A 21,853-nucleotide genomic window follows, 5' to 3' on the forward strand; every position below is an offset into this window, starting at 1 on the left:
TTCAGGCCGTCGGCAGGGGCGCGAAGAGGGCGTCGAGGTCCTCTTCGCGCAATTGCCAGTCCGCTCCCTCGCTCTGCCCGAGAATGCCCTCGGCGAGCAGCGCCTTGCGCTGTTGCAGTTGCTGGATCTTCTCTTCCACTGTGCCCCGGGCGATCAGCTTGTAGACGAACACCGGCTTGTCCTGGCCGATGCGGTAGGCACGGTCCGTTGCCTGGCGCTCGGCGGCCGGGTTCCACCAGGGGTCATAGTGGATCACCGTGTCGGCGGCGGTGAGATTCAGGCCCGTGCCACCCGCCTTCAGGCTGATCAGGAACAGCGGCACTTCTCCGGCCTGGAAGCGCTTCACGGGGGTGCGTCGATCGCGGGTGTCGCCCGTGAGGATCAGGTACTCGATGCCGCGCTGCTGCAGTTCGGCCTCGATCAGCTCCAGCATGCTGGTGAACTGCGAGAAGAGCAGCACCTTGCGCCCCTCGGCGAACAGCTCCACCAGCATCTCCATCAGGCTGTCCAGCTTGCCCGAGGTGCTGCCGCGCAGCGGCCGGTTGCGCTCGTGTTCCACCAGGCGCAGGTCGCAGCAGGTCTGGCGCAGCTTCAGCAGCGCCTCGAGGATCACCATCTGGCTGCGCGCCATGCCCTTGTCCTGGATCTCCGCGCGGACCTTGCGGTCCATCGCCAGGCGCACCGTCTCGTAGAGATCACGCTGCCCCTCGCTGAGCTCCACGCGCTGGACGATCTCGGTCTTGGCTGGCAGCTCGGTGGCCACCGATTCCTTGGTCCGGCGCAGCAGGAAGGGACGGATGCGACCGTTGAGATGGGCCAGGCGCTCATTGTCGCCGCGCTTCTCGATCGGGGTGCGGTAGTCGCGGGCGAACTGCTTGGCGTCACCCAGCCAGCCGGGCATGAGGAAATGGAACAGCGACCAGAGCTCGCCCAGGTGATTCTCCAGCGGCGTGCCGGACAGGCACAGGCGCTGCCGCGCCTCCAGCTGGCGCACGGCCTGGGCGGCCTTGCTGGTGGGCGTCTTGATGTTCTGCGCCTCGTCCAGCACCAGCAGGTGCAGGGGCTGCGCCTTCCAGGCCGCGAGGTCGCGTGGCAGCAGGGCGTAGGTGGTGAGCAGCAGGTCGAACTCGCCCAGGCGTGCGAAGTCCTTCTTGCGGTTCGGGCCATGCAGCGCCAGCACCCGCAGGTCGGGAGCGAAGCGCGCGGCCTCGTCCTGCCAGTTGGGGATCAGGCTGGTGGGCATCACCACCAGCGCCGGACGGTCGAGACGGCCGGCGTTCTTCTCGGTGAGCAGGTGGGCCAGGGTCTGCAGGGTCTTGCCCAGGCCCATGTCGTCACCCAGCACGCCGCCCGCGCCCAGTTCGCGCAGGCTCTGCAGCCAGGCGAGGCCTTGTAGCTGATAGGTGCGCAGGTCCGCCTGCAGGCCGGCAGGGGCCTCGTGGCGGGTCTGGCGGCTGTCACGCAGGCGCTCGGCGAAGCTGCGCAGGCGTTCGCCGCCCTGCCACTCCAGTTGCAGTTCGTCCAGTTGTCCCAGGCGTGCGGCATCGGGCAGGGCGAGGCGCAGGCTGCGGCCTTCCGGGCGATCTCGCAGGTAAAGCTCGCCCAGGGTGGCCAGCAGGGGTTTCAGGCGACCGAAGGGCAGGGCGACCTGCAGGGGGCGGCCGGTGTCGGCGCCCAGGGTGTCCAGTTGCAGGCGCAATTGCTCGTCGTCGCGCCGCTTCTCCAGGTTCTTCGGGCTGAGCAGCTTGGGGTTCTGCTGGATCAGGCGAAGGAGGACGGGCAGCAGGCTGATGCGCTGGCCTTCGACCACGATGCCCAGTTCCAGGTCGAACCAATGCTGGCCCGGGACTTCGTCCACCTCGGCGTACCAGCGCTCGACGCTGGACAGGTCGAAGTGGAAGCCGGGGCGGATGTCCACCTCCCAGCCCTCGGCGCGTAGCTCCGGCAGGCCCTTGTTCATGAAGCGCTGCCAGGCGCTGTCCCCGGGCAGCTCGAAGAGTTCATAGAGGTCACCGGGCAGGGCCAGGCTCTGGCGCAGCGATTCCTTGAAACCGAGCTGGCGCAGGCGCTCACGCAGGGCCTCCTCGGTGGCGGGCTGGCGCTGGATTTCCAGCAATTCGCCCTGGCGCTTGCTCACCGCGTTGTGGCGGGCATTCTTGCCGTGGGCGCTGATGCCGGCGTAGTCGAATGCCAGGCCGGCACGGTGTTGCTGGCTGCCGACCATGCGTCCGCTGCGCAGGTCGTAGAGGCTCTGCGCCAGGCTGCCGAGGGCCAGCAGCGGGCGTGGCTGGATGTCCTTGAGCACGCGCCTGGCCGTGGGCGTCTCTGCAGCCGACAGCGGCCGTTCCGGACGCTGGCTGGGGGCGCCTTCCTCCAGCACTTGCAGGATGGCTGCCACGCAGTGCTTGCAGTTGATGCCCACCGGGCAGCTGCAGCGGCCGATGATGCCGAGGCCGTGGGGCGCCAGGCGGATGTTCTGATGGTAGAAGTTGTCACCCGAACCGGCGCAGCTGGATTGCAGCAGGGTCTCGTCCATGGCCCGCAGGCGCGCCAGGCGCTGGCGGGCATAGCCCGTGCCACGCTGCAGCGCGCCGCTGTCGAAGTCCTGCCGCCAGTCGTGCTGGCGCAGGTGTTCGAGCAGGGTGAGCACGTCGGTCAGAGCGGGCTGACGCGGATCAGGACGCCGAGGCTGGAGTGATCGAGGTAGGTCAGCTCGCCGGTCTTGAGGCGGGTGCCCTGCTTGATGCGCTCGCTGCCGCTGAGCAGGCCGCTGCCGTCGAACTGGTTGACCCAGAAGTCGACGGCGACATCGGTGTAGCGCACCTGGGACAGGGTCACGGTGCCTTCCACCGGGAAGTGGCCAAGCTGCTGGTCACCGGCGCTGACGGCCACGCGGCTGGGGTTGGCGCCGACGCTCTGCGTCCAGGCCTTGTGCAGCAGCACCTGGTAGCCATTGCCGGGGTTGAGCTTGGCGGCCTCGCCGTTCAGCGCGGTGGCGCGTTCACCGACGCTGGCCAGGCTCTGCGCGCCGTTGGCCCAATCGTCCGGTGCCGGCTGGCTGGCGGGCGTGGCGTCGCCCGACTGGCGGAAGAGAATCAGCTCGACCTGGTAGAGCCCATCGGCGAAAGCGCTGGGGGCCAGCAGGGCAAGCATCAGGGCGAGGTAACGGAACGCACGCATGGATCGGTCCTTTAAGCGGATTGCGGAGTCAGGCGCTCGAACAGCGCCTCGAGTGTGTTGAAGCGTTCTTCCGGGCGCTCCATCGGCACCTGGAAGCGGAACAGCGTGGCGCCTTCGAACTTGTAGCGCTTGGGCTGGCCCTGGATCAGCTTGATCAGCACCAGCGGGTCGACGCAGGTGTCGGCGGCGAATTCTATCCGACCGCCCTGCGGGCCGGCGTCGACTTTCTTGATGCCGAGCTTCTCCGCCTGCAGTTTGAGCAGGGTCAGGCGTACCAGGTTCTTGGTCGGTTCCGGCAGCAGGCCGAAGCGGTCGATCATCTCCACCTGCAGCTCCTTCAGGCCGTCCTCGTCGGCGGCCGAGGCGATGCGCTTGTAGAGGATCAGGCGCGCGTGCACGTCGGGCAGGTAGTCCTCGGGAATCAGCGCCGGCAGGCGCAGGTTGATTTCCGGCCCGCCCCCCAGCGGTTGCTCCAGGTTGGGCTGTTCGCCCTTCTGGATGGCCTTGACCGCGCGTTCGAGCATTTCCATGTAGAGGGTGAAGCCCACCGCCTGGATCTGCCCGCTCTGCCCGTCGCCGAGCAGCTCGCCGGCGCCCCGTATCTCCAGGTCATGGGTGGCCAGGACGAAGCCGGCCCCCAGGTCCTGGGCGTTGGCGATGGCTTCCAGGCGCTTCTGGGCGTCCTCGGTCATCTGCTTGCGTGGCGGGGTGAGCAGGTAGGCGTAGGCCTGGTGGTGGCTGCGCCCGACGCGGCCGCGCAACTGGTGCAGCTGGGCCAGGCCGAACTTGTCGGCGCGTTCGATGATGATGGTGTTGGCGCTGGGCACGTCGATGCCGGTCTCGATGATGGTCGAGGCGATCAGCACGTTGAAGCGCTTGTGGTAGAAGTCGCTCATCACCTGCTCGAGTTCGCGCTCGTGCATCTGCCCGTGGCCGATGCCGATGCGCGCCTCGGGCACCAGCTCCGCCAGGTCGGCGGCGCACTTCTCGATGCTCTTCACTTCGTTGTGCAGGTAGTACACCTGGCCGCCGCGCAGCAGCTCGCGCAGCAGCGCCTCCTTGATCACGGTGTTCTGCTGTTCCATGACGAAGGTACGCACCGACAGGCGGCGCGCGGGTGGGGTGGCGATGATCGACAGGTCGCGCATGCCGGCGACGGCCATGTTCAGGGTGCGCGGGATCGGCGTGGCGGTGAGGGTGAGGATGTCCACCTCGCTGCGCAGGGCCTTGAGCTGCTCCTTCTGGCGCACGCCGAAGCGGTGTTCCTCGTCGATGATCACCAGGCCCAGGTTCTTGAAGGTGATGTCGTCCTGCAGCAGCTTGTGGGTGCCGATGACGATGTCCACCTTGCCGTCGGCCAGTTGTTGCGCGGCGCCTTCCACTTCCTTGGCGGTCTTGAAGCGGCTCATCACCTCGACCTTCACCGGCCAGTCGGCGAAGCGGTCGCGGAAGCTGTTGTAGTGCTGCTGGGCGAGCAGGGTGGTGGGCACCAGCACCGCCACCTGCTTGCCGCTGTGCACGGCGACGAAGGCGGCGCGCATGGCCACCTCGGTCTTGCCGAAACCCACGTCGCCGCAGACCAGGCGGTCCATCGGCTTGGGCGCCAGCATGTCGGCCAGTACGGCGTCGATGGCGGTCTGCTGGTCCGGGGTCTCCTCGAAGGGGAAGCCGGCGGAGAAGGTGGCGTAGTCGGCCATCGGGTCCTTGAAGGCATAGCCTTCGCGGGCGGCGCGACGGGCATAGATGTCCAGCAGTTCGGCGGCGACGTCACGCACCTGTTCGGCGGCCTTGCGCTTGGCCTTCTGCCAGGCCTCCGAGCCCAGGCGGTGCAGCGGCGCGAGGGCGTCGTCGCTGCCGGTGTAGCGGGCGATCAGGTGCAGGCTGGCCACGGGTACGTAGAGCTTGGCTTCCTCGGCGTATTGCAGGGCGAGGAACTCGGCGGACTGGCCCTCGATCTCCAGGGTGATCAGGCCCAGGTAGCGGCCGACGCCGTGGTCGATGTGCACCACCGGCGCGCCTTCGCGCAGCTCGGCGAGGTTCTTGATGACGTTGTCGCCACCGTCGCCCCGGCGGTCGCGGCGGCGGCGCTGCATCACGCGCTGGCCGAACAGCGGGCTCTCGGCGACCAGCGCCAGGCCCGGGTCATCCAGCAGCAGGCCTTCGTCCAGGGGCGCGATGGTGATGGCCAGGCGCTCCTTGCCGGCGACGAACTCCGTCCAGCCGCTGACTTCCTGCGGGCGCAGCTTGAGGCGGGCGAGCAACTCCAGCAGCACTTCGCGGCGGCCGGCCGATTCGGCGCTGAACAGCACGCGGCCGGGGAACTCTTCCAGGAAGCGGCGCAGGGCGGCCAGGGGTTCGCTGGCCTTGGCCTGGATCGCCAGGTCCGGCAACGGGCGCGCCGGGAAGCGCTCGCGACCGACGCCGGTGGACAGGTCCTCCTGGCTGACCACGACCCGTGGCGAGCCCTTGAGCCGGGCGAAGCAGTCCTCCACCGGCAGGAACAGCTCGGCGGGCGGCACCAGCGGGCGCTCGGGGTCGACGCGGCGCTCTTCATAGCGGTTGCGCACGTCGTTCCAGAACTGCTCGGCGGCCTGCTCGATGCCGGGCAGGGAGAACACCTGTGTGTCCTGGGGCAGGTAGTCGAAGAGGGTGGCGCTGCCCTCGAAGAACAGCGGCAGGTAGTACTCGATGCCGGCCGGGGTGATGCCGCTGGCCAGGTCCTGGTAGATCGGGCAGCGGCGGAAATCCACGTCGAAGCGCTCGCGGAAGCGGCCGCGGAAGTCGGTCACGGCCTTCTTGTCCAGCGGGAACTCGCGGGCCGGCAGCAGGCGGATCGATTCCACCTTGTCCACCGAGCGCTGGGTCTCGGGGTCGAAGGTGCGCAGGGTCTCGATCTCGTCATCGAACAGGTCGATGCGGAAAGGCACGTCGCTGCCCATCGGGAACAGGTCGATCAGCGCGCCGCGCACGGCGAACTCGCCGTGTTCGTAGACGGTGTCCACGCAGCGATAGCCGGCCGCCTCCAGGCGGCTGCGCATCTGCTCGACGTCGAGCTTCTGGCCGACGTCCAGCACCAGGCTGGAGCCCAGCAGGAAGCGCGTCGGCGCCAGGCGGTGCAGGGCTGTGGTGATGGGCACCACCAGCACGCCGTGGGTCAGCTCCGGCAGTCGGTAGAGGCTGGCGATGCGCTGGGAGATGATGTCCTGGTGCGGCGAGAACAGATCGTAGGGCAGCGTTTCCCAGTCCGGGAAGTGCAGCACCGGCAGGTCCGGGGCGAAGAAGCTCAGTTCCTGCTCCAGGCGTTCGGCGCTCTGGCTGTCGGCGGTCAGCAGCAGGGTGAAGCGCCGGGCGGCGCTGGCGGCTTCGGCGATCGCCAGGCTGAGGGCGGCACCGGGGAGGTTGCCCCATTGCTGCTTGCCGGCGGCGGCGGGCAGGGTCGGGAGACGCAGGACGGACTCGGGCAAAGGTGGCTCCGGTCGGAAAATTGGACCCGGGCGATTGTAACTATCCCGACTGACGGATGTCAGTCTTACGTCCGCTGCAGATTGCCGCCGCTTGCGCGCGCCGTCATAATGTAGCCCCTTTTTTCAGCCCCTACATGTGGAAGGTACTGCCCGTGACTCAGAAGCCCGACCAGTGTCTCGGTGAGTGGATTGATCGTGAAGCCCTCGCGGAAGCGATGATTCCGCTGATTGGCCAGCTCTACCGCAACAACAGCGTGGTGACCTCGATCTATGGCCGTGGTCTGATCAACCGTTCGGTGATCGACATTCTCAAGGCCCATCGTTTCGCCCGTCACCGCCTGGCTGACGACAGCGAGCTGTCGGTCCACGATACCTTCCCGATCCTCAAGGCCATGAGCGAGCTGAAGCTGGGCGCGGCTTCCGTGGACCTGGGCAAGATGGCCAGCAAGTTCAAGGCCGAAGGCAACGGCCGTGCCGTCGAGCAGTTCGTCAAGGACGAGCTGGCCGACGTGGTCGGCAAGCAGAACGGCGCTGCCCGCGAAGGCACCGACGTCGTCCTGTACGGCTTCGGCCGCATCGGCCGCCTGCTGGCGCGCATCCTGATCGAGAAGACCGGTGGCGGCGACGGCCTGCGCCTGCGCGCCATCGTCGTGCGCAAGGGCGCCAGCAACGACCTGGTCAAGCGCGCCAGCCTGCTGCGCCGCGACTCCGTGCACGGCAAGTTCGATGGCACCATCACCATCGACGAGGAAAACAACACCCTCACCGCCAACGGCAACCTGATCCAGGTGATCTACGCCAAGTCGCCGACCGAAGTCGACTACACCCAGTACGGCATCAAGAATGCCCTGCTGGTCGACAACACCGGCGTGTGGCGTGATGCCGAGGGCCTGGGCCAGCACCTGAGCTGCCCGGGTGTCGATCGCGTCGTCCTGACCGCTCCTGGCAAGGGCGCGCTGAAGAACATCGTGCACGGCATCAACCACAGCGAGATCACCGCCGAAGACAAGATCATCTCGGCCGCCTCCTGCACCACCAACGCCATCGTGCCGGTGCTCAAGGCCGTCAATGATCAGTACGGCATCGTCAACGGCCACGTCGAGACCGTTCACTCGTACACCAACGACCAGAACCTGATCGACAACTTCCACAAGGGCGATCGCCGTGGCCGCAGCGCGCCGCTGAACATGGTGATCACCGAGACCGGCGCCGCCACCGCTGCCGCCAAGGCCCTGCCGGTGCTGAAGGGCAAGCTGACCGGCAACGCCATTCGCGTGCCGACGCCGAACGTGTCGATGGCCATCCTCAACCTGAACCTGGAAAAGGCCACCACCCGCGAAGAGATCAACGAGTACCTGCGCCAGATGGCCATGCACTCGGACCTGCAGAAGCAGATCGACTTCGTCAGCTCGCAGGAAGTGGTCTCCACCGACTTCGTCGGCTCCCGCCACGCCGGTGTGGTCGATGCCGAAGCCACCATCTGCAACGACAACCGTGTCGTGCTCTACGTGTGGTACGACAACGAGTTCGGCTACAGCTGCCAGGTGGTCCGCGTGATGGAAGAGATGGCCGGGGTCAACCCGCCTGCGTTCCCGCGCTGATACCGCGTTGAACAGAACGGGAGCTTTCGGGCTCCCGTTTTTCATTTTTAGGTCTGTAATCGCTATACCCACCTCCTGCTTGGAAACCCCTTGATGGACGGACAACAGCTGCACGCCGGCTCGCTCAAGCGCGGCCTGGAAAATCGCCATATCCAGCTGATCGCCCTGGGCGGCGCCATCGGCACCGGTCTGTTCCTCGGCTCGGCCGGGGTACTCAAATCCGCCGGCCCCTCGATGATCCTCGGCTACGCCATCGCCGGCTTCATCGCCTTCCTGATCATGCGCCAGCTGGGCGAGATGATCGTCGAGGAGCCCGTGGCCGGCTCCTTCAGCCACTTCGCCCACAAGTACTGGGGTGGCTACGCGGGCTTCCTCTCCGGCTGGAACTACTGGGTGCTCTATGTGCTGGTGGGCATGGCCGAGCTGACCGCGGTGGGCAAGTACGTGCAGTTCTGGTGGCCGGAAGTGCCCACCTGGGCGACGGCTGCGGCCTTCTTCGTGCTGATCAACCTGATCAACCTGGCCAACGTCCGCGCCTTCGGCGAGACCGAGTTCTGGTTCGCCCTGATCAAGGTGGTGGCGATCATCGGCATGATCATCCTCGGCCTCTACCTGCTGGTCTCCGGCACCGGCGGCGAGCAGGCGGCCGTGAGCAACCTGTGGAGCCACGGCGGGTTCTTCCCCAATGGCCTGGAGGGGCTGGTGATGGTCCTGGCGATCATCATGTTCTCCTTCGGTGGCCTGGAGCTGGTGGGTATCACCGCCGCCGAGGCCAGCGAGCCGAAGAAGGTGATCCCCAAGGCGATCAACCAGGTGATCTGGCGCATCCTGATCTTCTATATCGGCGCCCTCACCGTGCTGCTGATGCTCTACCCCTGGGACAAGCTGCTGGAAACCCTGAACGCCGCCGGCGACCCCTACAGCGGCAGCCCCTTCGTGCAGATCTTCTCGCTGATCGGCAGCGACACCGCCGCCCATCTGTTGAACTTCGTGGTGCTGACTGCCGCGCTGTCGGTCTACAACAGCGGCGTGTACTGCAACAGCCGCATGCTCTACGGCCTGGCCGAGCAGGGCGATGCACCCAAGGCGCTGCTCAAGGTCAACCGTCGTGGCGTGCCGGTGCTGGCCATCGGCGTCTCCGCGCTGGTGACCCTGCTGTGCGTGCTGGTGAACTACCTGGCGCCCAAGCAGGCGCTGGAACTGCTGATGGCGCTGGTGGTGGCGGCGCTGGTGATCAACTGGGCGATGATCAGCCTGTCGCACCTGATGTTCCGCAAGTCGCTGCAGCGCCAGGGCATCGAGCCCTTCTTCAAGTCGCTCTGGTACCCCTTCAGCAACTACCTGTGCCTGGCCTTCGTGGCGCTGATCCTCGGCGTGATGCTGCTGATCCCCGGCATCAACGTGTCGGTGTACGCCATTCCCTTCTGGCTCGGCTTCATCGCCATCTGCTACGCCATCCGGCGTTCCGCGGGCCCTCGCTCGTAATGTCTGAAACGGGGGCTGCGGCCCCCGTTCCTTTCCTGCTCGCCCCGCCGTTCGCATCCGTGACCCCGCGTCCGCCATCTGACCTCCCGTCACCGCTCCAGGCCTAACCGACGGAAAGCCAAGGATTTTCGGTGGTCGCACCGAGGGGAGCCTCTTTATAATGCGCGGTTTTCGTCCCGAGGCTCTGCCGCGTGCCGGCATATGTGCCGGTGCCTGCCTGGCGTTTGGCGGCTACTGTTCGACACCGGGACGAAACCCTTCTCAAGGTTCAGGCGAGAGACATGACAAGAATCAGACGGGGGTTGGACCTGCCCATCGCAGGCCAGCCTGAGCAGCGCATCGAGGCTGCACGAGCCGTGCGTAGCGTGGCCGTGATCGGCTTCGACTACCACGGCATGAAGCCCACCATGCAGGTGCAGGTCGGGGACCGGGTGAAGCTGGGCCAGGCCCTGTTCGCCGACAAGAAGAACCCCGGCGTGCTCTTCACCGCCCCGGCGGCGGGCGTGGTCTCGGCCATCCACCGCGGCGAGCAGCGTGTGCTGCAGTCGGTGGTGATCGATGTGGACGGCGATGACGAAGTCGTCTTCGACACCTGCCCGGACAACGCCATGGATGCCCTCGATCCCCAGGCCGTGCGGGACAACCTGCAGCGCTCGGGCCTCTGGACCGCACTGCGCACACGCCCGTTCAGCCGGGTGCCGGTGGTCGATGCCGTACCCAGTTCGATCTTCGTGACCGCCCTCGATACCCACCCGCTGGCCGCCGACCCGCAGCCGATCATCGCTGCCCACGCCGCCGACTTTGAACGCGGCCTCAAGGTGCTGGCGCGTCTGGGCCGGGTGTTCCTGTGCAAGGCCGACGGGGCCAGCCTGCCAGGTGAGCAGTTGACCGGCGTGCGCGCCGAGGCCTTCTCCGGTCCGCATCCGGCGGGTCTTCCGGGCACCCACATCCACTTCCTCGACCCGGTGAGCGCCACCAAGAGCGTCTGGCACATCGGCTACCAGGACGTGATCGCCATCGGCAAGCTGTTCGCCACCGGCCGCCTGTGGGTCGAGCGCGTCGTGGCCCTGGCCGGCCCGGTGGTGGAGAAGCCGCGTCTGCTGGCCACCCGCCTGGGCGCGAGCCTCGACGAGCTGACCGCCGGCGAACTCAAGCCCGGCGTCAACCGCGTGGTGTCCGGCTCTCTGCTGGGCGGGCGCACCTCCCGTGGCGCCTGCGCCTACCTGGGGCGCTACCACCTGCAGGTGTCCTGCCTCGCCGAAGGCAACGACCGCGAGCTGCTGCACTACCTGCGCGCCGGGGTGAACAAGCACTCGGTGCTGAACATCTTCGTCTCCAAGCTGATGGCGGCCCGCCGGTTCGCCTTCAGCACCAGCACCAACGGCAGCCCGCGCGCCATGGTGCCGGTGGGCAACTACGAGGCGGTGATGCCGCTGGACATCCTGCCCACCCAGTTGCTGCGCTACCTCATCGTCGGCGACACCGAGATGGCCCAGAAGCTGGGCTGCCTGGAGCTGGACGAGGAAGACCTGGCGCTGTGCAGCTACGTCTGCGCCGGCAAGTACGAGTACGGCCCCATCCTGCGGGACAACCTCAACCGCATCGAGAAGGAGGGCTGACATGGGCCTGCGCAAGTTCCTCGACCGGATCGAGCACAACTTCGAACAGGGGGGCCGCTTCGAGAAGTGGTACGCCCTGTACGAAGCGATCGACACCTTCTTCTACCGGCCGGCCAACGTCACCCGGACCACGGCCCACGTGCGCGATGGCATCGACCTCAAGCGCATGATGATCACCGTGTGGCTCTGCACCTTCCCGGCGATGTTCTTCGGCATGTGGAACGTCGGCTACCAGGCCAACCTGGTGTTCGCCCAGAGCCCGGACCTGCTGGCCGCCCAGGACGGCTGGCGCTTCGCGCTGATCGGCAGCCTGGCGGGCTTCGACCCCAACAGCCTGTGGGACAACGTCATCCAGGGCGCTGCCTGGTTCCTGCCCATCTACGCCGTGACCTTCATCGTCGGCGGCTTCTGGGAAGTGCTGTTCGCCGCCATCCGCCGCCATGAAGTGAACGAAGGCTTCTTCGTCACCTCCGTGCTCTTCGCCCTCACCCTGCCGCCGAGCATCCCGCTGTGGCAGGTGGCCCTGGGCATCAGCTTCGGCGTGGTGCTGGGCAAGGAAGTGTTCGGCGGCACCGGCAAGAACTTCCTCAACCCCGCCCTGGTGGGCCGTGCCTTCCTGTTCTTCGCCTACCCGGCGCAGATTTCCGGTGACGCCGTGTGGACGGCGGTGGACGGCTTCGCCGGCGCCACTTCCCTGAGCCTGGGCGCTGCCGGTGGCGTGGAGAACATAATCGGTCACGGCATCACCTGGATGGACGCCTTCCTCGGCACCATCCACGGCTCCATCGGCGAGACCAGCACCCTGGCCATCTTCATCGGCGGCGGCGTGCTGCTGCTGACCCGCATCGCCGCCTGGCGCATCGTCGTCGGCGTGCTGCTGGGCATGATCGCCACCAGCACGCTGTTCAACGCCATCGGTTCCGACACCAACCCGATGTTCGCCATGCCCTGGTACTGGCACCTGGTCCTCGGCGGCTTCGCCTTCGGCATGATGTTCATGGCCACCGACCCGGTGTCCGCCTCCATGACCAACACCGGCAAGTGGCTGTTCGGCGCGCTGATCGGCCTGATGGTGGTGCTGATCCGCGTGGTCAACCCCGCCTTCCCGGAAGGCATGATGCTGGCGATCCTCTTCGCCAACCTCTGTGCACCGCTGATCGACCACTTCGTCGTCCAGGCCAACATCAAGCGGAGGCTGGCACGCCATGGCTGACCAGAAGGAATCCACGATCCGCACCCTGTTGGTGGCCCTGGTGGTCTGCCTGGTGTGCTCCATCTTCGTCGCCGGCGGGGCAGTAGCCCTCAAGCCGGTGCAGGTGGAGAACCGCGAGCTGGACAAGCAGCGCAGCATCCTCTCCATCGCCGGCCTCGGCCGGCCGGGCATGTCTGCCAGCGAAGTGAAGGCGCTCTATGCCGAGCGCATCACTGCCAAGGTGGTGGACCTCACCAGCGGCGAATACAGCGACGCCATCCAGGCCGCCGGCTTCGACCCGCTGAAGGCCGCCAAGGACCCGAAGCTCTCCGACGCCCTGCCGGGTGACCAGGACATCGCCTCCATCAAGCGCCGCGAGCGCTTCACCACCGTCTACCTGGTGGAGAAGGACGGCCAGCTGGACACCCTGATCCTGCCGGTGCGCGGCTACGGCCTGTGGTCGACCCTGTACGGCTTCCTCGCCCTCAAGGGTGATCTTAATACCGTGGTCGGCCTGGGCTTCTACCAGCACGGCGAGACGCCCGGCCTCGGCGGCGAGGTGGACAACCCGAAATGGAAGGCGCTGTGGAACGGTAAGAGCCTGTTCGATGAGCAGGGCCAACTGGCCATCCAGATCATCAAGGGCAGTGTCGAGCCCGGCTCGCCCAAGGCCAGCCACCAGGTCGACGGCCTGGCCGGCGCCACGCTGACCAGCAAGGGCGTCAACAACCTGCTGCATTTCTGGCTCGGCAAGAACGGCTTCGGCCCCTTCCTGGCCAAGCTGAACAACGGGGAGGCATGAACATGGCGCAACCCACGATCCGCTCGGTCCTGCTGGACCCGATCCTGCACAACAACCCCATCGGCCTGCAGATCCTCGGCATCTGCTCGGCCCTGGCGGTCACCTCCAACCTGAAGACCGCGCTGGTGATGTCCATCGCCCTGACGCTGGTGACCGGCTTCTCCAACCTGTTCATCTCGATGATCCGCAGCCAGATCCCCAGCTCGATCCGCATGATCGTGCAGATGGTGATCATCGCCTCGCTGGTGATAGTGGTGGACCAGGTGCTCAAGGCCTATGCCTTCAGCCTGTCCAAGCAGCTCTCGGTGTTCGTCGGCCTGATCATCACCAACTGCATCGTGATGGGCCGCGCCGAAGCCTTCGCCATGGCCAACCCGCCCGTGCTGTCGTTCTTCGACGGCATCGGCAACGGCCTGGGCTACAGCGCCATGCTCATCGTCCTCGGCGTGATCCGCGAGCTGTTCGGCTCCGGCAAGCTGCTGGGCTACGAGATCCTCCCGGTGATCAACGACGGCGGCTGGTACCAGCCCAACGGCCTGTTGCTGCTGCCGCCCTCGGCCTTCTTCCTCATCGGCCTGATCATCTGGGCCCTGCGCAGCTGGAAGACCGAACAGAAGGAAGCCCCGGCCTACAAGATCGCGCCCCAGGTATCCAACAAGGAGGCCTACTGATGGAGCACTACCTCAGCCTGTTCGTGAAGGCGGTGTTCGTCGAGAACATGGCCCTGGCCTTCTTCCTCGGCATGTGCACCTTCATCGCCATTTCCAAGAAGGTGGAAACCGCCATCGGCCTCGGCATCGCCGTGATCGTGGTGCAGGCCATCACCGTGCCGGCCAACAACCTGCTCTACACCCTGCTGCTCAAGGACGGTGCGCTGGCCTGGGCCGGCCTGCCGGACGTGGACCTGTCGTTCCTCGGCCTGCTCAGCTACATCGGGGTGATCGCCGCCATCGTGCAGATCCTCGAGATGCTGCTCGACAAGTACGTGCCCTCGCTCTACAACGCCCTCGGCGTATTCCTGCCGCTGATCACGGTGAACTGCGCCATCATGGCCGGCTCGCTGTTCATGGTGGAGCGCGACTACAACCTGGGGGAGAGCGTGGTCTACGGCGTCGGTTCCGGCTTCTCCTGGGCCCTGGCCATCGCGCTGCTCGCCGGCATCCGCGAGAAGCTCAAGTACAGCGATGTACCCGAGGGCCTGCAGGGCCTGGGCATCACCTTCATCACCATCGGCCTGATGTCGCTGGGCTTCATGTCCTTCTCGGGCGTCCAGCTGTAAGGAGGCGACATGCCGAGTTTCGAAATCTTCCTCGCTATTGGCATGTTCACCGCCATCGTCCTCGCGCTGGTGGTGATCATCCTCGCCGCCCGCGCCAAGCTGGTGTCCAGCGGCGACGTGAACATCGTGATCAACCGCGAGCGCACCATCACCGTCCCGGCCGGCGGCAAGCTGCTGCAGACCCTGGCGGCGCAGAACGTCTTCCTCTCCTCGGCCTGCGGCGGCGGTGGTACCTGCGCCCAGTGCAAGTGCGTGGTGGAGAGCGGCGGCGGCGAGATGCTGCCCACCGAGGAGTCCCACTTCACCCGCCGCCAGGCGAAGGAAGGCTGGCGCCTGTCCTGCCAGACCCCGGTGAAGCAGGACATGCACATCGAGGTGCCCGAAGAGGTCTTCGGGGTGAAGAAGTGGGAATGCACGGTGGAGTCCAACCCAAACGTCGCCACCTTCATCAAGGAGCTCACCCTGCGCCTGCCGGAAGGGGAGAGCGTCGACTTCCGCGCCGGTGGCTACGTCCAGCTGGAGTGCCCGCCCCACGAGGTGCACTACAAGGACTTCGACATCCAGCCCGAATACCGGGCCGACTGGGACAGGTTCAACTTCTGGAAGTACGTCTCCAGGGTCGACGAGACCGTCATTCGCGCCTACTCCATGGCCAACTACCCGGACGAGAAGGGCATCGTGAAGTTCAACATCCGCGTGGCCTCGCCGCCGCCGGGCAAGGACGAGATCCCGCCGGGCAAGATGTCCTCCTGGGTGTTCAACCTCAAGCCGGGCGACAAGGTCACCGTATACGGCCCCTTCGGCGAGTTCTTCGCCAAGGATACCGACGCCGAGATGGTCTTCATCGGTGGTGGCGCGGGCATGGCGCCCATGCGCTCGCACATCTTCGACCAGCTCAAGCGCCTGGGCTCCCAGCGCAAGATCAGCTTCTGGTACGGCGCGCGCTCCCTGCGCGAAGCCTTCTACACCGAGGAGTACGACCAGCTGGCCGCCGAGAACCCCAACTTCCAGTGGCACCTGGCGCTGTCCGACCCGCAGCCCGAGGACAACTGGACCGGCTACACCGGCTTCATCCACAACGTGCTGTTCGAGAACTACCTCAAGGACCACCCGGCCCCCGAGGACTGCGAGTTCTACATGTGCGGCCCGCCGATGATGAACGCGGCCGTGATCAAGATGCTGCTGGACCTGGGCGTCGAGCGCGAGAACATCCTGCTGGACGACTTCGGTGGTTAGACCCGTTGCCCTGCTGCTTTCGGCCAGCTTCCTGCTGGCCGGATGCGGCGATTCCCTGGAGCAGTTCGGCGGCCCGACCATGGGCAGCAGCTACTCGGTGAAGTACGTGCGCAAAGCGTCCGGGCCCTCCGTGGAGCAGGCGCGGGGTGAAGTGGAGGGCATCCTCGCCGAGATCGACCGGCAGATGTCCACCTACCGTGCCGACTCCGACGTGGAGCGTTTCAACGCCCTGCCGGCGGGCAGCTGCATGGCCCTGCCGGCGCCCATGCTGGAGCTGGTGGCCTTTGGCGACAGCCTGTCCGCACAGAGCGACGGCGCCTTCGACATGACCCTGGAGCCGCTGCTCAACCTCTGGGGCTTCGGCCCGCAGTCGCGCGGGGACCAGGTGCCCAGCGCCGAGGCCATCGCCGCGGCCCGGGCCGATGTCGGCCACCAGCACCTCAAGCGCCAGGGCGACCAACTGTGCAAGGACGCCGCCGTTCAACTGGACTTCAATGCCATCGCCGCCGGCTATGCCGTGGATCGCGTCAGCGCGCGGCTGGGCGAGCTGGGCGTGACCAGCTCGCTGGTGGACATCACCGGGGAGATGAAAGCCACCGGCCACAAGCCCGACGGCAGCCCCTGGCGCGTGGCCATCGAAGCGCCGCGCGACGACCGCCAGGTGGCGCAGAAGATTGTTGCATTGCAGGACATGGGCATTTCCACCTCAGGCGACTATCGCAACTACTTCGAACGGGGTGGACAGCGGTATTCTCACACCCTCGATCCCACCAGCGGCGCACCCATCACCCATCACCTGGCAGCGGTCACGGTCATCGACCCGTCGGCGCTGCGTGCCGATGGACTGTCTACGCTGTTGATGGTGCTCGGTCCCGAGGCCGGCCTGGCGTTTGCCGACCGCCACGACATCGCGGCGTTCTTCGTCACCCGCGAAGGCACGGGCTTCGCCACCCGCGGCAGTCGCCGCTTCGAGCAACTGTTCCCCACGGAGGCGCACTGAACATGACCTGGCTACTGGTCTTCCTGATCATGCTGCTGGTGGTGCTGGGCATGGCCATCGGCGTGATCATGGGGCGCAAGCCCATCGCCGGTTCCTGCGGTGGTATCGCCAACCTGGGGATCGAGAAGGAATGCTCGATCTGTGGTGGCAATCGCGAAAAGTGCGAGGAAGCCAATCGCGACGGCGATGTAGTGGATGCAAAACTCGCCTACGACGCGACCAAGCGCTAATGTGCAGCGCCATGCAGCGTGACTAAGCTGCGCGCCGAGTTCGAAACGCTGCGGTGACCCGTTCCGCGGCCCTGCCGGAGGCCACAGAGAGCCCTCCGGCCCGTTATGAGGAGTAAGCATGGCTGTCTACAACTACGACGTAGTGGTGCTGGGTTCCGGCCCGGCGGGGGAAGGGGCGGCGATGAACGCCGCCAAGGCCGGGCGCAAGGTGGCGGTGGTCGACAACCGCCCGCTGGTCGGCGGCAACTGCACCCACCTGGGCACCATCCCGTCCAAGGCCCTGCGCCACTCGGTGCGGCAGATCATGCAGTACAACACCAACCCGCTGTTCCGCCAGATCGGCGAGCCGCGCTGGTTCTCCTTCCCCGACGTGCTCAAGAGTGCCGAGCGGGTGATCTCCAAGCAGGTCGCCTCGCGCACCGGCTACTACGCCCGTAACCGCGTCGACGTGTTCTTCGGCACCGCCAGCTTCTCCGACGAGCAGACCGTCGAAGTGGTATGCGCCAGCGGCGTGGTGGAAAAGCTGGTGGCCAAGCAGGTCATCATCGCCACCGGCTCGCGTCCCTACCGCCCGGCGGACGTGGACTTCCACCACCCGCGCATCTACGACAGCGACACCATCCTCAGCCTTACCCACACCCCGCGCCGCATCATCATCTACGGTGCCGGCGTGATCGGCTCGGAATACGCCTCCATCTTCAGCGGCCTGGGCGTGCTGGTGGACCTGATCGACAACCGCGACCAGCTGCTCAGCTTCCTCGACGACGAGATCTCCGACGCCCTCAGCTACCACCTGCGCAACAACAACGTGCTCATCCGCCACAACGAGGAGTACGAGCGCATCGAGGGGCTGGAGAACGGCGTGATCCTGCACCTGAAGTCCGGCAAGAAGATCAAGGCCGACTGCCTGCTGTGGTGCAACGGCCGTACCGGCAACACCGACCGCCTGGGGCTGGAGAACATCGGCATCAAGGTCAACAGCCGTGGCCAGATCGCCGTGGACCAGTACTACCGCACCGAAGTGGGCAACATCTTCGCAGCGGGTGACGTGATCGGCTGGCCGAGCCTGGCCAGCGCCGCCGCCGACCAGGGCCGCTCGGCCGCCGGCAGCGCGGTGGAGAACGACAGCTGGCGCTTCGTCGACGACGTGCCCACCGGCATCTACACCATTCCGGAGATCAGCTCCATCGGCAAGAACGAGCGCGAGCTGACCCAGGCCAAGATCCCCTATGAAGTGGGCAAGGCGTTCTTCAAGGGCATGGCCCGTGCGCAGATCTCCCACGAACCGGTGGGCATGCTGAAGATCCTCTTCCATCGCGAGACCCTGGAAGTGCTCGGCGTGCACTGCTTCGGCTACCAGGCCTCGGAGATCGTCCACATCGGCCAGGCGATCATGAACCAGAAGGGCGAAGCCAACAGCATCAAGTACTTCATCAACACCACCTTCAACTACCCGACCATGGCGGAAGCCTATCGGGTGGCGGCGTTCGACGGCCTCAACCGGCTTTTTTGAGCGGCACCGGCCGGGCGCCTGAGCCGGCCGGGGAGGACCCTCTCGGCGAACCGCGCACCTGGCGCTGGCCGAATCGGGAGAGCTTCTGATCAGGCGACGCCCATGAAAAAACCGGCCCTTGCGGCCGGTTTTTTCGTTCTGGGGGGAGTGACGCTCGGATGGGCGTAGGGTGGGCTTCAGCCCACCGCTTGGTCAGGAAACAATGCTGAACCTCGCACCGTTGGGCCTCGTTGCGCTCGGCGCCAACCTGTGGCGCAGAGAGGCCGTGCGTAGCCCGGGCTTCAGCCCGGGACCGCAGCGCTTCAGCGCGCCAGCGTGCTTACCGCCAGGCCGGGGAAGTCGGTGATGATGCTGTCCACGCCGAAGTCGGCGAGACGACGCATCAGGGCCGGCTCGTTCACCGTCCACACCGACACGTGCAGGCCCTGCTTCTGCGCCTTCTGCAGGCGCTCGGGGGTGCACAGGGTCCAGTTCAGCGCCAGCAGGTTGCAGCCGTGGTTGGCGGCGACCTTCAGCGGGTCGAGCCAGGCGTACTCGGCTACCAGGCCGCGGGCGAGGTCGGGCGTCAGGCGGTTCAGCGCGCGCAGCACCTCGCGGGAGCTGGAGGTGACGGTGACCTTGTCCAGCAGCCCATGGCGATCGGCCAGCTCGCGGATGGCCAGCACGGTGCGCGCGGCGCGCACGCGGGAGGCGCTCTTCACTTCCAGCTGCCAGTGATCGAAGTCGCACTGTTCGAACAGCTCGGCGAGACGCGGGATGGGGCAGGGCTTCACCCAGCCCGGGCCGCCCTGGCGGGCGTCGTAGGTCACCAGCTCATCGGCGTCGTGTTCCACCACCTTGCCGCGGCGACCGGTGGTGCGCTTGAGCGTCGGGTCGTGGATCACCATCAGTTCGCCGTCACGGGACAGGTGCAGGTCGAGTTCGCAGCGTTTCACGCCGTGGGAGAGGCACTGCTGGAAGCTGGCCAGGGTGTTTTCCGGGCATTCGCCCTTGGCGCCGCGATGGCCGTAGATCAGGGTCACTGTGAAACCTCGGGATGTCGGGGTTGGTGGTGGCGGACGCTGTCGACGACATGCCCGCTCTCGAAATAGACGGAGAACTCCCGGTAGTCCCAGCGCGTGATCGGCGGTTTGCCGACGGCGGGATGCTCCTCGTCCGGCAGGCCGAATCGCTCGAGTACGGCGCGCTGCGATTCGCCGCGCACGGGCAGCGAAAGGCCGCTGTCGCCTTGCTGGCCGACAGGGATCTCGATGGTTTCGGCCAGGGCCGGGAGTGGGAGGGACAGGCAGAGCAGGAGCAGAAGGCGCGACATGGGGTCATCCTGGAGGCGGAACCGGGCGAGCGCGGGCCTGGCGGCGAGCCTGGGCCTGCTTCTGCAGGATATGTCGGGCGAGCAATTGGCGCTGTGCGTCAGTCAGCGCTTCGAATTCGGTGCCGATCTCGAACTGGCCGTCATCGCGTGGCTGGCTGTGGATCACCACCGCACGCAGCAGCAGGCCGAGCGCCTGGGGCATCAACACCATCTTGATGGCCAGGTGGCTGCCGAGCTCGAAGTGCTGCGGACAGACGAAGCCGACACCGCCCTCGGAGAGCGTCACCCGGCGCGGCGGGCCGATGTCGCGCATCAGGCTCTGGGCCACGGCCTGGCCGAGCAGGTCGATGCGCTTGTTCATGACCTTCAGGTAGTTGGCCAGGGTCCGGTCGCGCTCGGAAATGTGCCGCAGCAGGTGCTGCGACTCGAAGTCCATCAGGTGCAGGTCACTGAGCAGATTGAACAGCGGCGACGGGTCGTGGAGCTCCTCGCTGGCCTGCGCCTGGGCGTGGGTCAGGGGGGTAAATTCCAGTGCGATCGTATCTTCGATACGGTAGTATTCGCGGCGGTCATCTGCGTCTTGTGTCGACATGGCGAACCCATGGCTGCAGGGGTGGTCTGAGTGTAAAGCTGCTCGCCGGGCCCCGCCACAAGGACGTTCCTTTCTTCGCAAGCGAACCTTTTTTCTATGTTCAGACCGCTGCCCCTGTTCATCGGCGCCCGTTACACGCGCGCCAAGCGTCGCAGTTACTTCGTCTCGTTCATCTCCCTGACTTCCATGATCGGCCTCGCCCTCGGCGTGCTGGTGATGATCCTCGTGCTGTCGGTGATGAACGGCTTCGACCGCGAGATGCGCGAGCGCGTGCTGGGCATGGTGCCCCACGCCACCATCGAATCCGCCACCCCGATCAACGATTGGCAGGCGCTGGCCGAGAAGGTGCGTGCGCATCCGGGCATCGCCGCCGTGGCGCCCTTCACCCAGATGCAGGGCCTGCTGACCAACGACGGCAAGGTGCAGAAGGTGCTGGTCAATGCGGTCGACCCGGCGCTGGAAAGCCAGGTCTCGATCATCGATGACTTCTTCGTGAAGGGCGACCTGGCTTCGCTGCGTGCCGGCGAGTTCGGCATCGTCATCGGCGACAAGGCGGCTACCAAGCTCGGCGTCGGCCTCGGCGACAAGGTCACCTTCGTGCTGCCGGAGGTGGCGGTCACTCCGGCCGGCGTGTTCCCGCGCATGAAGCGCTTCACCGTGGTCGGCATCTTCCATGTCGGCGCCGGTGAGCTGGACGGCGCCCTGGCCGTGGCCAACATCAAGGACACCGCGCGCCTGCACCGCTGGAAGCCGGACCAGGTGCAGGGCCTGCGCCTGAAGCTCGACGATCTGTTCCAGGCGCCGCGAGTGGCCTGGCAGATCGCCGGGCAACTCAAGGGCGAGGACTTCTACGCCCGCGACTGGACCCGCACCCACGGCAACCTCTACCAGGCCATCCGCATGGAGAAGACCATGATCGGCCTGCTGCTGCTGCTGATCGTCGCCGTCGCCGCGTTCAACATCATCTCCACCCTGGTCATGGTGGTCACCGACAAGAAGGGCGACATCGCCATCCTGCGCACCCTCGGCGCCACGCCCGGGCAGATCATGGGCATCTTCATGGTCCAGGGCACGGTGATAGGCGTGGTCGGCACCGCCATCGGCTGCGTGCTGGGCATCCTTGCCGCGCTCAATGTCAGCGCCGCCATCTCCTGGCTGGAGGACGTGCTCGGCCACAAGTTCCTCAGCGCCGACGTCTACTTCATCGACTACCTGCCCTCGCAGCTGATGCTGGAGGACGTGGTGCTGGTCTGCGGCGCCGCGCTGGTTTTGAGTTTCTTCGCCACCCTTTACCCGGCCTGGCGTGCCGCGCGCACCCAGCCCGCAGAGGCGCTTCGTTATGAGTGAC

General features: G+C 66.4%; 18 protein-coding genes. 12 read left to right on the forward strand and 6 right to left on the reverse strand.

Translation table 11 applies throughout. From position 1 onward, the window contains the following. Nucleotide 1: 1 nt before the first annotated feature. The 3 genes from WFQ67_RS09240 to mfd are packed head-to-tail and all read right to left on the reverse strand — an operon-like array spanning nt 2 to nt 6,644. Nucleotides 2-2,650, reverse strand: a complete 2,649-nt coding sequence (locus tag WFQ67_RS09240; RefSeq protein WP_442969580.1) for a DEAD/DEAH box helicase — start codon at nt 2,648-2,650, stop codon at nt 2-4. 5 nt (nt 2,651-2,655) lie between these two features. Next, nucleotides 2,656-3,180 (reverse strand): CsiV family protein, encoded by a 525-nt coding sequence (locus WFQ67_RS09245; RefSeq protein ID WP_111262753.1) that lies wholly within the window; start codon nt 3,178-3,180, stop codon nt 2,656-2,658. An 11-nt stretch (nt 3,181-3,191) separates the two neighbouring features. Then, nucleotides 3,192-6,644 (reverse strand): transcription-repair coupling factor, encoded by a 3,453-nt coding sequence (gene mfd / locus WFQ67_RS09250; protein ID WP_337056655.1) that lies wholly within the window; start codon nt 6,642-6,644, stop codon nt 3,192-3,194. A gap of 134 nt (nt 6,645-6,778) precedes the next feature. On the opposite strand from mfd, the gene WFQ67_RS09255 reads away from it, so the two are divergent. From WFQ67_RS09255 to sthA, 11 genes are all read left to right on the forward strand, one after another. Next, nucleotides 6,779-8,245 carry a glyceraldehyde-3-phosphate dehydrogenase gene (locus WFQ67_RS09255; protein WP_173173773.1) on the forward strand — a complete coding sequence of 489 codons (1,467 nt, stop codon included), beginning with the start codon at nt 6,779-6,781 and terminating at the stop codon, nt 8,243-8,245. 93 nt (nt 8,246-8,338) lie between these two features. Next, nucleotides 8,339-9,730: an amino acid permease gene (locus WFQ67_RS09260; RefSeq protein ID WP_213628922.1), complete on the forward strand. Its 1,392-nt coding sequence runs from the start codon at nt 8,339-8,341 to the stop codon at nt 9,728-9,730. 281 nt (nt 9,731-10,011) lie between these two features. Further along, the gene (locus WFQ67_RS09265; RefSeq protein ID WP_337056656.1) at nt 10,012-11,349 is read left to right on the forward strand and encodes a Na(+)-translocating NADH-quinone reductase subunit A; all 1,338 of its coding nucleotides are present in this window, start codon (nt 10,012-10,014) and stop codon (nt 11,347-11,349) included. Nucleotide 11,350: 1 nt separating this feature from the next. Continuing rightward, on the forward strand, nt 11,351-12,562 hold the full coding sequence (locus WFQ67_RS09270; protein WP_182850588.1) for an NADH:ubiquinone reductase (Na(+)-transporting) subunit B: 1,212 nt from the start codon (nt 11,351-11,353) through the stop codon (nt 12,560-12,562). Next, entirely contained in the window at nt 12,555-13,343 is a 789-nt protein-coding gene (locus WFQ67_RS09275) for a Na(+)-translocating NADH-quinone reductase subunit C (protein ID WP_337056657.1), read from the forward strand. The genes WFQ67_RS09270 and WFQ67_RS09275 overlap by 8 nt, the downstream gene beginning before the upstream one ends. Then, nucleotides 13,340-14,014: an NADH:ubiquinone reductase (Na(+)-transporting) subunit D gene (locus tag WFQ67_RS09280; protein ID WP_263153347.1), complete on the forward strand. Its 675-nt coding sequence runs from the start codon at nt 13,340-13,342 to the stop codon at nt 14,012-14,014. Before WFQ67_RS09275 ends, WFQ67_RS09280 begins: the two co-directional genes overlap by 4 nt. Next, nucleotides 14,014-14,622, forward strand: a complete 609-nt coding sequence (gene nqrE / locus WFQ67_RS09285) for an NADH:ubiquinone reductase (Na(+)-transporting) subunit E (protein ID WP_213628927.1) — start codon at nt 14,014-14,016, stop codon at nt 14,620-14,622. The genes WFQ67_RS09280 and nqrE overlap by 1 nt, the downstream gene beginning before the upstream one ends. Before the next feature lie 9 nt (nt 14,623-14,631). Then, nucleotides 14,632-15,858: an NADH:ubiquinone reductase (Na(+)-transporting) subunit F gene (gene nqrF / locus WFQ67_RS09290; protein WP_337056658.1), complete on the forward strand. Its 1,227-nt coding sequence runs from the start codon at nt 14,632-14,634 to the stop codon at nt 15,856-15,858. Beyond that, on the forward strand, nt 15,851-16,858 hold the full coding sequence (locus WFQ67_RS09295; RefSeq protein ID WP_337056659.1) for an FAD:protein FMN transferase: 1,008 nt from the start codon (nt 15,851-15,853) through the stop codon (nt 16,856-16,858). The genes nqrF and WFQ67_RS09295 overlap by 8 nt, the downstream gene beginning before the upstream one ends. 2 nt (nt 16,859-16,860) lie before the next feature. Then, nucleotides 16,861-17,088: a (Na+)-NQR maturation NqrM gene (gene nqrM / locus WFQ67_RS09300; RefSeq protein ID WP_021219519.1), complete on the forward strand. Its 228-nt coding sequence runs from the start codon at nt 16,861-16,863 to the stop codon at nt 17,086-17,088. Nucleotides 17,089-17,206: 118 nt separating this feature from the next. Next, the gene (gene sthA / locus WFQ67_RS09305; RefSeq protein WP_111262762.1) at nt 17,207-18,601 is read left to right on the forward strand and encodes a Si-specific NAD(P)(+) transhydrogenase; all 1,395 of its coding nucleotides are present in this window, start codon (nt 17,207-17,209) and stop codon (nt 18,599-18,601) included. 302 nt (nt 18,602-18,903) lie between these two features. Here sthA and WFQ67_RS09310 read toward each other — a convergent pair whose 3' ends face one another. The 3 genes from WFQ67_RS09310 to WFQ67_RS09320 are packed head-to-tail and all read right to left on the reverse strand — an operon-like array spanning nt 18,904 to nt 20,505. Then, nucleotides 18,904-19,623: a glycerophosphodiester phosphodiesterase gene (locus WFQ67_RS09310; RefSeq protein WP_173173787.1), complete on the reverse strand. Its 720-nt coding sequence runs from the start codon at nt 19,621-19,623 to the stop codon at nt 18,904-18,906. Next, nucleotides 19,620-19,913 (reverse strand): phosphodiesterase, encoded by a 294-nt coding sequence (locus WFQ67_RS09315; RefSeq protein WP_337056660.1) that lies wholly within the window; start codon nt 19,911-19,913, stop codon nt 19,620-19,622. The genes WFQ67_RS09310 and WFQ67_RS09315 overlap by 4 nt, the downstream gene beginning before the upstream one ends. 4 nt (nt 19,914-19,917) lie before the next feature. Then, entirely contained in the window at nt 19,918-20,505 is a 588-nt protein-coding gene (locus WFQ67_RS09320; RefSeq protein ID WP_337056661.1) for a PilZ domain-containing protein, read from the reverse strand. Between the two features lie 96 nt (nt 20,506-20,601). Between WFQ67_RS09320 and WFQ67_RS09325 the strand changes: the two genes are divergently transcribed. Continuing rightward, nucleotides 20,602-21,852: a lipoprotein-releasing ABC transporter permease subunit gene (locus WFQ67_RS09325; RefSeq protein ID WP_337056662.1), complete on the forward strand. Its 1,251-nt coding sequence runs from the start codon at nt 20,602-20,604 to the stop codon at nt 21,850-21,852. Nucleotide 21,853 lies beyond the last annotated feature (1 nt).

This window comes from Pseudomonas sp. USHLN015, assembly GCF_037153275.1.
Lineage (GTDB): Bacteria > Pseudomonadota > Gammaproteobacteria > Pseudomonadales > Pseudomonadaceae > Metapseudomonas > Metapseudomonas tohonis.

Bases quoted from the DNA above. Each gene is read 5' to 3' on its own strand.
- WFQ67_RS09245 (WP_111262753.1), bottom strand. From the start codon at position 3,180: ATGCGTGCGTTCCGTTACCTCGCCCTGATGCTTGCCCTGCTGGCCCCC.
- WFQ67_RS09255 (WP_173173773.1), top strand. From the start codon at position 6,779: ATGTGGAAGGTACTGCCCGTGACTCAGAAGCCCGACCAGTGTCTCGGT.
- WFQ67_RS09260 (WP_213628922.1), top strand. From the start codon at position 8,339: ATGGACGGACAACAGCTGCACGCCGGCTCGCTCAAGCGCGGCCTGGAA.
- WFQ67_RS09265 (WP_337056656.1), top strand. From the start codon at position 10,012: ATGACAAGAATCAGACGGGGGTTGGACCTGCCCATCGCAGGCCAGCCT.
- WFQ67_RS09270 (WP_182850588.1), top strand. From the start codon at position 11,351: ATGGGCCTGCGCAAGTTCCTCGACCGGATCGAGCACAACTTCGAACAG.
- WFQ67_RS09275 (WP_337056657.1), top strand. From the start codon at position 12,555: ATGGCTGACCAGAAGGAATCCACGATCCGCACCCTGTTGGTGGCCCTG.
- WFQ67_RS09280 (WP_263153347.1), top strand. From the start codon at position 13,340: ATGAACATGGCGCAACCCACGATCCGCTCGGTCCTGCTGGACCCGATC.
- nqrE (WP_213628927.1), top strand. From the start codon at position 14,014: ATGGAGCACTACCTCAGCCTGTTCGTGAAGGCGGTGTTCGTCGAGAAC.
- nqrF (WP_337056658.1), top strand. From the start codon at position 14,632: ATGCCGAGTTTCGAAATCTTCCTCGCTATTGGCATGTTCACCGCCATC.
- nqrM (WP_021219519.1), top strand. From the start codon at position 16,861: ATGACCTGGCTACTGGTCTTCCTGATCATGCTGCTGGTGGTGCTGGGC.
- sthA (WP_111262762.1), top strand. From the start codon at position 17,207: ATGGCTGTCTACAACTACGACGTAGTGGTGCTGGGTTCCGGCCCGGCG.
- WFQ67_RS09315 (WP_337056660.1), bottom strand. From the start codon at position 19,913: ATGTCGCGCCTTCTGCTCCTGCTCTGCCTGTCCCTCCCACTCCCGGCC.
- WFQ67_RS09320 (WP_337056661.1), bottom strand. From the start codon at position 20,505: ATGTCGACACAAGACGCAGATGACCGCCGCGAATACTACCGTATCGAA.
- WFQ67_RS09325 (WP_337056662.1), top strand. From the start codon at position 20,602: ATGTTCAGACCGCTGCCCCTGTTCATCGGCGCCCGTTACACGCGCGCC.